The 12836-nt window shown below is 69.8% G+C and carries 14 protein-coding genes; 5 read left to right on the plus strand and 9 right to left on the minus strand.

What is annotated here, in order from left to right; genetic code table 11:
• Window positions 1-26 precede the first annotated feature (26 nt).
• Entirely contained in the window at window positions 27-224 is a 198-nt protein-coding gene (locus tag Q8W67_RS01715; RefSeq protein ID WP_305539759.1) for a hypothetical protein, read from the plus strand.
• 80 nt (window positions 225-304) lie between these two features.
• On the opposite strand, the gene adh is transcribed toward Q8W67_RS01715, so the two are convergent.
• The 6 genes from adh to Q8W67_RS01745 all read right to left on the minus strand — a co-directional run bounded on the left by adh (window position 305) and on the right by Q8W67_RS01745 (window position 5726).
• Window positions 305-1828 carry an aldehyde dehydrogenase gene (gene adh / locus Q8W67_RS01720; RefSeq protein ID WP_305539762.1) on the minus strand — a complete coding sequence of 508 codons (1524 nt, stop codon included), beginning with the start codon at window positions 1826-1828 and terminating at the stop codon, window positions 305-307.
• A 357-nt stretch (window positions 1829-2185) separates the two neighbouring features.
• Window positions 2186-2533: a DUF3325 domain-containing protein gene (locus Q8W67_RS01725; RefSeq protein WP_305539765.1), complete on the minus strand. Its 348-nt coding sequence runs from the start codon at window positions 2531-2533 to the stop codon at window positions 2186-2188.
• On the minus strand, window positions 2530-4020 hold the full coding sequence (locus Q8W67_RS01730; RefSeq protein ID WP_305539767.1) for a PepSY domain-containing protein: 1491 nt from the start codon (window positions 4018-4020) through the stop codon (window positions 2530-2532). The genes Q8W67_RS01725 and Q8W67_RS01730 overlap by 4 nt, the downstream gene beginning before the upstream one ends.
• A gap of 26 nt (window positions 4021-4046) precedes the next feature.
• Window positions 4047-4358, minus strand: a complete 312-nt coding sequence (locus tag Q8W67_RS01735) for an iron transporter (protein WP_305539770.1) — start codon at window positions 4356-4358, stop codon at window positions 4047-4049.
• Between the two features lie 204 nt (window positions 4359-4562).
• Window positions 4563-4832 (minus strand): hypothetical protein, encoded by a 270-nt coding sequence (locus Q8W67_RS01740; RefSeq protein ID WP_305539773.1) that lies wholly within the window; start codon window positions 4830-4832, stop codon window positions 4563-4565.
• Window positions 4833-4928: 96 nt separating this feature from the next.
• A complete protein-coding gene (locus Q8W67_RS01745) occupies window positions 4929-5726 on the minus strand; it encodes a cold-shock protein (RefSeq protein WP_305539777.1) in 798 nt (265 codons plus the stop codon).
• Between the two features lie 313 nt (window positions 5727-6039).
• Here Q8W67_RS01745 and Q8W67_RS01750 point away from each other — a divergent pair, with 313 nt between their 5' ends.
• From Q8W67_RS01750 to Q8W67_RS01765, 4 genes are all read left to right on the plus strand, one after another.
• Complete coding sequence (locus Q8W67_RS01750) at window positions 6040-6513, plus strand: response regulator (protein WP_305539780.1); 474 nt, start codon at window positions 6040-6042, stop codon at window positions 6511-6513.
• Window positions 6514-6623: 110 nt separating this feature from the next.
• Window positions 6624-7706, plus strand: a complete 1083-nt coding sequence (locus Q8W67_RS01755) for a Ppx/GppA phosphatase family protein (RefSeq protein ID WP_305539783.1) — start codon at window positions 6624-6626, stop codon at window positions 7704-7706.
• 25 nt (window positions 7707-7731) lie between these two features.
• On the plus strand, window positions 7732-8457 hold the full coding sequence (locus tag Q8W67_RS01760; RefSeq protein ID WP_305539786.1) for an RlmE family RNA methyltransferase: 726 nt from the start codon (window positions 7732-7734) through the stop codon (window positions 8455-8457).
• Between the two features lie 11 nt (window positions 8458-8468).
• Entirely contained in the window at window positions 8469-9224 is a 756-nt protein-coding gene (locus Q8W67_RS01765; RefSeq protein WP_305539789.1) for a hypothetical protein, read from the plus strand.
• Window positions 9225-9325: 101 nt separating this feature from the next.
• On the opposite strand, the gene Q8W67_RS01770 is transcribed toward Q8W67_RS01765, so the two are convergent.
• The 3 genes from Q8W67_RS01770 to prfA all read right to left on the minus strand — a co-directional run bounded on the left by Q8W67_RS01770 (window position 9326) and on the right by prfA (window position 12819).
• On the minus strand, window positions 9326-10414 hold the full coding sequence (locus tag Q8W67_RS01770) for a DUF4167 domain-containing protein (RefSeq protein WP_305539792.1): 1089 nt from the start codon (window positions 10412-10414) through the stop codon (window positions 9326-9328).
• 417 nt (window positions 10415-10831) lie between these two features.
• A complete protein-coding gene (gene prmC, locus Q8W67_RS01775; RefSeq protein ID WP_305539795.1) occupies window positions 10832-11725 on the minus strand; it encodes a peptide chain release factor N(5)-glutamine methyltransferase in 894 nt (297 codons plus the stop codon).
• Between the two features lie 8 nt (window positions 11726-11733).
• Window positions 11734-12819: a peptide chain release factor 1 gene (prfA, locus tag Q8W67_RS01780; protein WP_305539797.1), complete on the minus strand. Its 1086-nt coding sequence runs from the start codon at window positions 12817-12819 to the stop codon at window positions 11734-11736.
• Between the last annotated feature and the right edge of the window lie 17 nt (window positions 12820-12836).

Raw genomic sequence — 12836 nt, forward strand, 5'->3', positions numbered from 1 at the left:
GGGCTATCCACGCTATCGGATCCGTGATGCCGCGCGCGGACCTCGACGCGCCGGCCCGCATCAGGCCGGGCAGCACCACCCTCCGCGGCGATCCGGGACCCAGCGACCTTATCACCGGCCACGCCGACAGTGGCCTGGCGGTACGCCTGTTGAGAGTCGAGACGGCCGCCGACCTGCGTATCCAACGGCACAATGGCAAGTCGGCCGAAATCGCCGCTTTCTGAAACTTGGCTTCCCGCGACGAAAATGCCCCGGCCGGGAGGCCGGGGCGAGTCAGTCTCGGGGGTAACCCGGACCAGAGAACTCAGAAGAAACCGAGCTTCTTAGCCGAGTAGCTGACCAGCATGTTCTTGGTCTGCTGGTAGTGATCGAGCATCATCTTGTGGGTCTCGCGGCCGATGCCGGACTGCTTGTAGCCGCCGAAGGCCGCGTGGGCCGGGTAGGCGTGGTAGCAGTTGGTCCAGACGCGGCCGGCCTGGATCTCCCGGCCGAAGCGATAGGCGCGGGTCCCGTCGCGGGTCCAGATGCCGGCGCCGAGGCCGTAGAGCGTGTCGTTGGCGATCGAGAGCGCCTCGGCGTCGTCCTTGAAGGTCGTGACCGACAGGACCGGGCCAAAGATCTCCTCCTGGAAGATCCGCATCTTGTTGTGGCCGCGGAAGACCGTGGGCTGCACGTAGAAGCCCTCGGCCAGCTCGCCCTCCTTGACGTTCCGCTCGCCGCCGGTGAGCAGCTGCGCGCCTTCCTGCCGGCCGATATCGATGTAGCTGAGGATCTTCTCCATCTGCTCGCCCGAAGCCTGGGCGCCGATCATCGTGGCCGGATCGAGGGGCGAGCCCTGGGTGATCGCTTCCACGCGTTTGATCGCCCGCTCCATGAAGCGGTCGTAGATCGACTCGTGCACGAGCGCGCGGCTCGGGCAGGTGCAGACCTCGCCCTGGTTCAAGGCGAACATCGTGAACCCTTCGAGCGCCTTGTCGAAGAAGTCGTCGTCCTCGTTCGCCACGTCGGCGAAGAAGATGTTCGGCGACTTGCCGCCGAGCTCGAGCGTCACCGGGATCAGGTTCTGCGAGGCGTACTGCATGATCAGGCGGCCGGTGGTCGTCTCACCGGTGAACGCGATCTTGGCGATGCGCGGTGACGAGGCGAGCGGCTTACCGGCCTCCAGGCCGAAACCGTTGACGATGTTGATCACGCCCGGCGGCAGCAGGTCGGCCAGCAGCTCCATCACCACCAGGATCGACGCGGGGGTCTGCTCGGCCGGCTTCAGCACCACGCAATTGCCGGCCGCGATCGCCGGCGCCAGCTTCCAGACCGCCATCAGGATCGGGAAGTTCCATGGGATGATCTGGCCGACGACCCCGAGAGGCTCGTGGAAGTGGTAGGCGACCGTGTCGTGGTCGATCTCGGAGATGGAGCCTTCCTGCGCGCGGACGCAGCCGGCGAAGTAGCGGAAATGGTCGATCGCCAGTGGGATGTCGGCGTGGGTCGTCTCGCGGATCGGCTTGCCGTTATCCCAGGTCTCGGCCAGGGCGATCAGATCGAGGTTCTCCTCCATCCGGTCGGCCATCTTGTTGAGGATGCGGGCGCGCTCGGCCGGGGCGGTGCGGCCCCAGGATTCCCGGGCGGCGTGGGCGGCGTCCAGCGCCTTCTCGACATCGGACGCGTCGGAGCGGGCGACCTCGCAAATCACCTTTCCGGTGATCGGCGATGTGTTCTCGAAGTAGCGGCCGGCGCTCGGCGCGACCCATTGTCCGCCGATGAAGTTATCGTAGCGGGCCGAGAAGGGCGACTTCGTCCGGGCGTCGCCGAGGAATTCCGGCTTGTTCATGGCTCTGTTCCCTCCGTAGGCCCCGGCCTCGCGAACCGCGGCTCTTGGGCTGTAGCTGGCACGCGGGCAGCCGTTTCGATCGGCCTTGCCCGGTTCGGCTGTGGTTTAAGCCAATGGCTTTTGGCTCGCCGAATCAAGGTGGACTTTTGGCCAGTGCGCGAGCCGCGGGATCCTACGCCCTTCCGATCGGGACCGCGAGGGGACAATTCTCGCAAGCCCGAGACTGGCTCAAGTGCCATCGAGGACGGCTCTTTCGCCCGAACGATCCGAAAATCGTCACATCAAGACTGGAACCTGCGCACGCTGCCGCGGCGCTGACCTTGGCCGTTACCGTCACTGTCTGGGCCGGCGCGGCTTTCACCCGGCGAGTGCGAACGGCAGCGCGACCGCAGCCAGCGGCAGCGCGGCCAGGGCGGCCGCCCGCAGCCAGGTCGGTCGGTAGGAGATCAGTGCCACCACCGCCAGCCCCGCGCCGGTGAGCCCCCCGGTCCATTGGACCGGCCCGAAACTCCAGCCGGCGCAGGCGACCGCGACCGTGAACGAGAGGATGAGCCCCGACCACCCGGCCGCCCGCAAGCCCCGGCTCCGGCCGCGGGGCAGCGGGACGTCGAACGTGCCGCGGTGGTGCCGGTCGAGGCTCAGCGCCAGGGCGGCGAAGCTCGAGAAGCTCAGAAGGAGGTTCAGCACCAGGGCGGCGATGGTCACGCTTCTGCGGTCCTGGGGATGGACGTCCCAGGCGCACGCAGCGTCCTCGGGCGGCGGGCCGCGATGCGCGCGCCGAGCGCCAGCAGCACGCCGAGGACGAGCATCGCGGCGTCGAAGCCAAGGAATCGCGCTTGCCCGACGGTCAGGATGTCGGTGACGGGGATCGCCAGGACGGCGACGGCCGCGACGCCCAGGGCGACCGGCCATGCTCTCGCCGGCGGGTACAGCGCCGATGCGACGGCGGCGAGGGCCCAGGCCGCGAAGAAGCCGCGCACCTCCCAGTCGGCCCGGTCGGCAAGGTCGACGGGCAGCAGGCGGTTGGCGAGAAAATACGCGGCGAGGCCGGTGGGGAGACCGGTGATGGTGCCGAGGTTCAGGATGCGAACGAGGCGGAGGCCGAGACCCGCCGGGCTCGCGCCCTTCGGCGCCCGCGCCACGGTCCAGAGCACGAGGCCGCTGGCGACGGTAGCGGCGCCCATCGTCCCGCACAGGAAGAACAGGAGGCGCAGGGGCGCGGCGGCGAAATGCGCCTCGTGCAGTCCGATCATCACGGCGCCTGTACGGGTCGCCGCGCCGACGTGGCCGGTGCGCGCGTACTCGGTGCCGGTATCGCCCGCATAGGCGATCTGCGGATGCAGATGCGCCAGGCCGGGTGCCTCCTCGAAGATTGCCGTGACGGTCGCCGCAGCGTCGCCGGGCATGGTGACCCACAGCGTCTCGGGCGTTTCGCCGGCCGCGGCGATCGCGCGTGACACGATCTCGCCGAGCGGCAGCAGCGTCCCAGGCCGTCCTGCCGGCGCACGCATCTGCGGCATCAGGCCCGCTTCGGTATAGTAGCGGAGGCCATCGTGCCGATATGCCGCCTGCACGCCCCAGGGCATCAGCATCGGCGCGAGCGTCACGAGGCCGGTATAGACGATCATCAGGTGGAACGGCAGCGCCAGGACCCCGACCACGTTGTGGGCGTCGAGCCAGCCGCGCTGCGCCGAGCGGTCGCGTCGGAAGGTGAAGAAATCGGCGAAGATGCGCCGGTGCGTGACGACGCCGGAGATCAGCGACACCAGCAGGATCATGGCGCAGACTGAGACGATCCAGCGACCCCAGAGCGGCGGGAGACTCAGTTCAAAGTGGAAGCGGTAGAGGAAATCTCCCCCCTTCGTGTCGCGGGCCTTCGATCTCTCGCCGGTGGCGGGATCGAGGAGGGCCCTGTGGTACGGCCCGTCTTGATCCTTCCACCAGAAGACCTCGACCGCCGGGTCCTCCGCCGTCGGGAGCTTGACCGACCAACCCAGGGCATCCGGCATGACCCTGCCCAGATAGGCGCCGGCACGCGTGGCCGCCGCGACGGGATCGGTCGCCGTCTCGGTCAGTTCGGGCTGCATCCAGCGCGAGATATCGGTGCGGTAGTAGCTTGCGGTCCCGGTCACGAAGATCGCGAACAGCACCCAGCCGACCACGAGGCCGGACCAGGTGTGAAGCCACGCCATCGACTGTCGGAAGCTCTTGCCCCGGCTCACGCGGCCCCCGCTGTCGTGAAGGCGCCGGCGAGCCACAACGCACCGGCGAGCAGGGCCGCCAGAAGCCCGAGGGACAACGCCGCCCGGGCGAGCGTCCGCGCGGCGAAAACCCAGATCACGACCGCCGCCAGGATTGCGAAGCTCGCGAGCGTCCCGGTCGAGACGGCCTCGGCGCGGGAAAACGGCAGGACCAGCGCCATGAGGGCGGCCGACAGCGCGGCGACGGCATAGCCGCCGAACGCCGCCAGGGCCACGCGCCCGGCGACCGCCAGACGACAGGTCAGGTCCGGCATGGGGCGGCCGCTCATCGAGCGTTCTCTCGGTATCGTGAGCCCATGGCGCGGCCTAGCAGCGCCGGACCCGACGTCGCAACGCCTATGTTCCGGAACGATTCCAGTGTGAGCAGAGGTGCTTAGGCTGTCGCAGGCCCGGCGAGAGCGACCCACCGCTTAAGCGCGCCGCAGATCAGTCGAGCCGCGGACGAGGGGTGGATCCGGCGCGGTTGTGCCGAATCAGCGCGCGGCCGCGGCGGTTGCGCCGCTCCGGCCAGACCGGCGCAGTGCGGTGGCGGCGTCGCGGGCGCTCGGCGGCAGGTCGGAGCCGGCGGCCGGCCGCCCGAATGCGGCTCCAGGCACGGGCGCGGGTGAACCCGTCACCCTGTCGCGCTCTTCGCCTCGGGCGTAGCCCGCGTTGAGGCCGGCGTAGAATCCGGTGAAGTCCTCCGCCTGCGCGGCGGTGCTCGCGAGCACGAGAGGGATCATCGACAGCAGCGCGCGGTACATGGCCGTCTCGAAACGACGAAAGCGGCGGCCCGGTCAGGAGCCGCCGCTTCAGATCATCGCCATGGATCGCGGCGGGAAAGCGGCCGCGAGGACCTGTCAGTCTTCGACGTTGATGCTCTGGGCCTCGCGGCCCTTCTGCCCCTCGACCACGCCGAGGGTGACCTGCTGGCCTTCCGCGAGCGATTCGAGGCCGGCGCGCGACAGGGCGGAGCGGTGCACGAACACGTCCTTGCCGCCGTCATTCACCGAGACGAAGCCGAAGCCCTTGGCGGGATCGTACCACTTCACGGTTCCGCTCATCTCGACCGAGGGGCCGGAGGCGACACGGCCGCCGCCACCAAAGCCACCGCCACCGCCACCGCCACCGTAGCCGCCACCGGCACCACCGCCGTAGCCGCCACCGCCGCCGCCGCCGAAGCGCTCACCACCGAACCCGCCGGGGCGCGGACGCATCTCGCGCCGAGGCGCGGGCGCCTCGGCCGTCGACGTGTCGACGCTGGTTACGCTCGTGACCTGCGGGCCCTTCTGACCCTGCGCCGTGGTGACCGTCAGCCGGGTGCCCGGCATCAGATCGGCGTGGCCGGCAGCCTCGACGGCGCGGATGTGGAGGAAGGCATCGCCCGATCCGTCGCCGAGTTCGACGAAGCCGAAGCCCTTCTCCTTGTTGAACCACTTGACCGTGGCATCACGCTCCGGTCCGGTTGCGACAGGCGCCGCACCGCCGCGGGCCGGGCCACGGTCGAAACCGCCGCCACCGAAACCGCCGCCGCCGCCACCACCGAAACCACCACCGCCGTATCCGCCGCTGGGGGGAGCCTGATCAGGCCATCTCGGCTCGCCACTCTCGTCGAAGCCGCGCTTCTGCGGCCCCCTGAAATCACGACCACGTCCCATCGAAAGCTCGCAAAAACCGTCCGCCGCCCTTGTCTCGAATACCGCGTGCGCGCCATCTCAGACAGCCCACGCCCCGCACTATCATTACCCCAGGTCGCGGTAACCAAGAATAACGCCCCAGTCCTGACGCAATCGGGCCTTGACCGCAAGGACCTTCTTGGCTCAGACGCGCCCGTTTCGTTACTTTCTTGCGGCAAGCAACGCTGTTCGACGTCGCCGCCGGTGATGGCGTTCGCCTTGCGGCCGAGGGTGTTAGCGAAACGCAAACGCTGTTCGGCTAGATTCACGCGGCGCCCCGCAACGGCACCCGGCCATGATCGCGACACCGACCTTTCCCGATCTCTCGGCCCTCGTCGTGGACGAGAGCCTCTATATCCGCCGAATCGTTCGCGACATGCTCATGCGGGTGGGCATCAAGCGCGTCCTCGAGGCTCCGGACGGTGCTGAGGCTCTCGGCGTCCTGGCGGAGAGCAAGCCCGACATCAGCATCATCGACTGGGACCTGTCGATCCTGTCGGGCGAGGAGTTCATCCGGCTGGCGCGCACGCCGACGACCTCGCCCTGCCCCACCATCCCGATCATCCTGATGCTCGCCCAGCCGCGCCGGAACGTCGTCGACCGGGCGGTTGCGCTGGGGGTCAACGAGATCATCGCCAAGCCTTTCTCGCCCAAGACCCTGTGGTCGCGCCTCGACGAGGTGATCAACCGGCCTCGCCCCTACTCCCAGGTCAAGAGTATCTTGAGGCCGATTCCGCGCCGGGCCAGCGCCATGAAGGCTGTCGCCTGACCCGGGATACGATCGGACGTTGCAGTTCCCGACCGACCCTGTAGGGTCTGTGGTCGAGAATGGCCGAGCGCGACGCTCCTGGCTGACCCGAAGGATCGACGGCCGCGCCGATGAGGGACGAGACCGCCGCGGCCGCGCCGTCCCGCACTCCGACCGGCGCAGCGCCGCTCCAACCGCCGGCCCAATTGCCGGGTCGCGATCGCCGTCGCATGGCCTATGCGGCGCTGGACCTCGGCACGAACAATTGCCGCCTGCTGATCGCCGAGCCGACTTTCAGCGGCTTCCGGGTGATCGACGCGTTCTCGCGCATCGTCCGCCTCGGCGAGGGCCTCGGTACTTCCGACCGCCTGAGCGAGCCGGCGATCGAGCGGACCGTGGAGGCGTTGCGCATCTGCCGTACCAAGATGCAGGCGCGCGGCGTGCGGCGCGCGAAGGTGATCGCCACGGAGGCCTGCCGGCTCGCCGTCAACGGTGCGGCCTTCGTGGACCGCGTCCGCCGCGGCGTCGGCCTCGACCTCGAAATCGTCGATCGACAGACCGAGGCCTATCTCGCCGTGACGGGCTGTGCCGCCCTGGCCGACCCGCTGGCGGAATCCGTGGTGATCTTCGACATCGGCGGCGGCTCGACCGAGATCGCGTGGCTCGACGGCGAGGCCGCGAACCCGTCCACAGACCCGACCCTACGGATCCGCGCATGGGATTCGCTGCCGGTGGGCGTCGTCACCCTGGCCGAGCGTCACGGGGGGGCCGAGGTCACGCGCCGCATGTTCGAGGGTATGGTCGAAGAGGTGGCCGAGAAGCTCTCGGCCTTCGCGCTCCGGGCAGCGGCCGCCGCCACCGCCCCGCATTTCCATCTGCTCGGCACCTCCGGGACCGTGACGACGATCGCCGCGATGCACCTGCGGCTGGCGCGCTACGAGCGGCGGCGGGTCGATGGCCTGTGGATGAACGACGACGAGGTCTCGACCGCGATCGACGACCTGCTCGACACCCGCCTGGAGCAGCGCGCCGACAATCCCTGCATCGGCCGCGACCGGGCGGATCTGGTGCTCGCGGGCTGCGCGATCCTGGAGGCGATCCGCCGGGCCTTCCCGTCCGAGCGCCTGCGCATCGCCGACCGGGGCCTGCGCGAGGGGCTGCTGATGAACATGATGCGGGAGGACGGCGTCTGGAACAGGAAGGCCGTCCGATGACGATCCGGCCGAAGGGGCTCCTGCAATGAGCGACCGGCGCGGCGGCGCGGGCTCCACCGGGGGCGTTCGCGGTGAGCTGAAGCAGCGCGTGAAGACCGGCCGCGGCCGGACCCTGTCGCAGAAGCGCTGGCTGGAGCGCCAGCTCAACGACCCGTATGTCGCCCGCGCCAAGCGCGAGGGCTACCGGTCCCGGGCGGCCTACAAGCTCATCGAGATCGACGAGCGCTACAAGCTGCTGAAGGCGGGCCAGCGGGTCGTCGATCTCGGGGCGGCCCCGGGCGGCTGGTCGCAGGTGGCCGCGCGGACCGTTGGGGCCACCGGGCGTGTCGTCGGCATCGATCTCCTGGAGATCGAGCCGATGGCCGGGGTCGACTTCATCACCCTGGACTTCCTCGATCCCGAGGCGCCGGCGAAGCTCACCGAGATGCTCGGGGGGAAGGCCGACCTCGTCCTGTCCGACATGGCCGCCAACGCCACCGGCCACAAGAAGACCGACCATTTGCGCATCATCGGGCTGGCCGAGACCGCGGCCGAATTCGCCCGGGAGGTGCTGGGCCCGGGCGGTGCCTATCTCGCCAAGGTGCTCCAGGGCGGCACCGAGCACGCCCTTCTGGCCGATCTGAAGCGCGATTTCGCGACGGTGCGCCACGTGAAGCCGGCCGCCAGCCGAGCCGATTCGAGCGAGCTCTACGTGCTGGCCACCGGCTATCGCGGCTCGCCAGGGCGGATTTCGACGCCGGACGAGGTCTGAGCCGCGCGCCGATGCTGGTCGAGTGGGCGCTGTCGCTGGCCAATCCCGCGCCGCTGCGCCTGCGCCGCCTCGGCTACGTCCGCCAGAGCGGCCTGCTCCATGCCCGGTCCCGCCGCTGCCGCGCGGCCTGGGCGCCGCATCTCGCGCGGGCGCGCGGCGTGATCACGGCATCCGCAGAAGCGACCACGCGGCGCGGGGTGGCGGTGGTGCTCGGCTCCGGTCTCCTCGACGACGTGCCCCTCGACGCGCTCGCCACTCGGTTCGACCGGGTGCAGCTTGTCGACGCGGTGCATCCGTGGCCGGCGCGCCTTGCCGCACGGCGATACCGCAACGTCGCGCTCGTGACCGCCGAGATCAGCGCCGGCCTGATGGAGCGCGCCCTGGCGGAGGCCTGCGCGGAGGCCGATCTGATCGTCTCGGCCAATCTCCTGTCGCAGCTACCGATCGTTCCCATCGATGCCTACGAGGCCCGGGGCCGCGAGGCCCCGCCGAGGCTCGGCGCTCAGATCGTGGAGACCCATCTCGGCGCCCTCGACGCGCTCGCCGCCGGGAGCGAGCGGATCTGCCTGATCACCGACACGGTGCAGCGCGAGGAGGACCGCCAGGGCCGGGTCACCGACAGCCTCGACCTGATGTTCGGCGTGGCGCTGCCGCCGCCTTCGGTCTTCTGGGACTGGGAGCTCGCCCCCTTCGGCGAGGTCGGCCGCCGCCATCGGCTCATCCACCGGGTCCACGCCTATCCGGATTGGCGTGCCGCCCGGGCCTGACCGCCAGTCCGCGCCGCCAAATCTCTGCCTCCGACACGAGAAGAGCCGCCCCGGTCTCCCAGGACGGCTCGATCACGTGCAGATCTCCGCGGCGTGCCGACTTATTCGGTCGGTGCGTCCTCAGCGGGCGTGCGGGCCTCGCCCTCTTCGGCGACGCTCTCGAAGCGCGGCCTGCGGCGGCGGCGTGGCTTCGCGGCGGGCGCCTCGTCGGCGGCGGCCTCCGGGGCCGGAGCCACCGGCTGCTCGATCGGCGTGGTGGCGGCGACCGGACGGGCCGGCGCCATCAGGAAGGCCGGCAGGCCGGCGGCATCCTCCGCGACCGCGGGAGCGGGAGCGGCTTCCCGGCGGCGCTCGCGACGCGGAGCCGGCTCGGCCTGACGCGGGGTTTCGCTGCGCGGCGCCGCCTCGCTCCGGGGCTCGGTCCGACGCGACGGGCGGTCGTCCTGACGAACCTCCTGACGGCTGTCCTGCTGCCGGACCTCCGGACGTGCCCCTTCGGAGCGCCCGGCCTCGTAGCGGCCCTGGTCACCGCGAACGTCCTGCCGGTTGTCCTGGCGATCCTGCCGGTAGTCCTGGCGGCCGTAATCCTGTCGGTTCTCTTGCCGGTTGTCTTGGCGATCCTGCCGGTAATCCGGCCGTTGATAGTCTTGCCGCTGCGGGTCTTGCCGCTGCGGGTCTTGCCGTTGGTAATCCTGCCGGGGCTGATCCTGCCGCCGATAGTCCTGCCGGGGGTTATTGTCGAACCGGCGCTGGTCGCGGTTCTGGAAGCGGTCACGTCCCTGCTCGCGGCCCTGATTCAGGTCCGGTCGCATCTCGTAGGGCTGGGGCTGCTGACCGGGATCGCCATCGTCATAGCCGTTATAGGCGTGGCCGTTCTGCGATGGGCCGCTGCCCTGCCCCTCGTCGTCGCCCTCATCCATCTCCTCGTCGTAGGGACGGCTGGCATATCCGCCGGTATTGGCCGGCCGAGTCTGCTCTTGAGCACCTGAAACTATCCGGAAATAGTGTTCGCCGTGCTGAAAATAGTTCTCGGCCGCCACAGGATCGCCCGCCGCCTGCGCGTCACGGGCGAGCTGCGCGTACTTGTCGGCAATATGCTGCGCCGTGCCGCGGATTTTGACGTCGGGGCCGTTGGATTCGTACGAGCGCGTCAGCGGGTTCGGACCTTTGGGCCGATTGCGGCCGCGCATCCGTCGATTCTGGTTTGGTCTCATCGGTCTACAGTGACCCTCGTTCACGCAAACGACTGTCTTTGGGGCGCCCGGCGTCGATCTCGAGACGCGCTCCGGCTAAGGCACCCGGTTGAGCCGCGCGTGCGACCACGTCGCAATCCGCGCGTCCGTCTGACCATCCCTCGCACCGCGCGCCCGGGGAAAGACGCCGGAAACCAGCCGATTGTCAGGTTCGAGTGCTGTCGTACCGCCGCGCAGTCACATGCGCGCTCTGGTCCGACGTTCGGGGATCAGCGAACCAAGCAACGATCAGCGCACGTTGCCGACCCTATCGTGGTCCGTCTTAACGAACCGTTCGCGATCTTCAAGCCGACTCTAGCGTTCCCCGATAGATGCAACAAGCATTTTTTCGACGCGGCGAGCGTCGGACGAGACTTAGGCATCCGTGTGTCCCGATGGAAGACCAAAGCTCAGCACCCGGTCGTGGCCGGCAAGATCGCGCGTGAGGCCGCGATCGATGAAGCCGGCTGCGCGCGCGAGGGCACGGACCGCCTCGGCTTGGTCGAAGCCGATCTCCATCACCAGAGTCCCGCCTGCGGCAAGCAGCGCGGCGGCGCGCACGCCGTCAAGGATGCGCCGATAAGCGACGAGCCCGTCCGGCCCTCCGTCGAGGGCCGCGAGCGGATCGTGGCCGCGGACCTCCCGATCGAGGCCCGGAATGAGGTCCTGCGCGATGTAGGGCGGGTTCGAGACCACGAGGTCGAAGGCGCCCCCCACCGCGTCGCACCAATCCCCAGCCACGAAGGCAGCCTGGTGCCCGAGCCCGTTCGCGACCGCGTTGTACCGGGCCATGCGCAGGGCGGCGGGCGCGCGGTCGAGGCCCACGCCGAAGGCGCGCGGCAGTTCGCTCAGGAGCGCCGCGAGGATGCAGCCGGATCCGGTGCCGAGATCGAGGCAGCGCAAGGCCGCCTTTCGGTCCGGCACGGCGGCGAGGGCGGCCTCGACGAGAATCTCGGTGTCCGGGCGTGGCACCAGAGTTTCGGGCGCCAGTCGCATCGGAAGGCCCCAGAATTCCCAGGCTCCGAGAATCCGGGCCACGGGTTCGCCCGCGAGCCGCCGAGCCAGGGCGGCGTCGAGGCCGGTTGCCTCGTCCGGGTCCAGGATCCGCTCGCCCTCGAGCAGGAGGTCGCTGGACTCCAGGCCGAGCAGGCCCAGCATGAGGAAGCGCGCATCGCCTGCGGCCTCCGCGATCCCTCCGGCCGCCAGGAGGGCCGTGCTCCGCCGCAGCGCCGCGCGGCGTGACAGGCCCTGGCTCGACCCTTCCGCCACGGCGCCGCTCAGGCCATGCCCTCGGCGGCGAGGAGTTCCGCCTGGTGTTCGCTGATCAGGGCATCGACCACCTCGTCGAGCGCCGTGCCGGCCATGACCTCCTCCAGTTTGTAGAGGGTCAGGTTGATGCGATGGTCGGTCACCCGGCCCTGCGGGAAATTGTAGGTGCGGATGCGCTCGCTGCGGTCCCCGGAGCCGACCTGCGCCCTGCGGTCGGCGGCACGGGCGGAATCCTTTGCGGTCCGCTCGGCGTCGTAGAGCCGGGCGCGCAGCAATGCCATGGCGCGGGCGCGGTTCTTGTGCTGCGAGCGCTCTTCCTGGACGAATACCACGATGCCGGTCGGCAGGTGGGTGATGCGGATAGCCGACTCGGTCTTGTTGACGTGCTGGCCGCCCGCGCCCTGGGCGCGCATCGTGTCGATCTTCAGGTCCGCGTCGTTGACGACGATATCGACCTCCTCGGCCTCCGGCAGGACGGCCACGGTGGCCGCCGAGGTGTGGATGCGCCCCTGGGTCTCGGTATCCGGCACGCGCTGCACCCTGTGCGCGCCGCTCTCGTACTTGAGTCGCGCGAAGACGCCCCTGCCCTTCACCTCGGCCACGACCTCGCGGAAGCCGCCGACCGCGCCTTCGCTCTCGGAGATCACCTCGACGCGCCAGCCCTTGGCCTCGGCATATTTCGCGTACATGCGGAACAGGTCGCCCGCGAACAGAGCCGCCTCGTCGCCGCCGGTGCCGGCGCGGACTTCCAGGATCGCGCTCTTCTCGTCGGCCGCGTCCTTGGGTAGCAGCATGAGCTGGAGCGCACGGTGGGCGGCCTCGAGCTGCTCCTGGGCCTCGGGCTTCTCCTCGGCCGCCAGCGCGCGCATCTCGGGATCAGTGCCGGGCTCGTCGATCAGCGCCTCGACGCCCGAGAGGTTCTCCAGTGCCGCCCGGTAGGTGCGGATCGCGTCCACGACGGGATCGAGTTCGGATAGTTCCCGCGAGAGCTGGACCACGGTTTCGGATTCGCCCTCGCCCGAGGCGAGTTGCGCGGTAACGATATCGTGCCGCGCCAGGATCGCGTCGAGGCGCTCGGTTGGAAAGGGGATCATCGCCCGTGTTTCTGCAG

The organism is Methylobacterium sp. NEAU K, from assembly GCF_030700285.1.
In the GTDB taxonomy this organism is placed as follows: Bacteria; Pseudomonadota; Alphaproteobacteria; order Rhizobiales; family Beijerinckiaceae; genus Methylobacterium.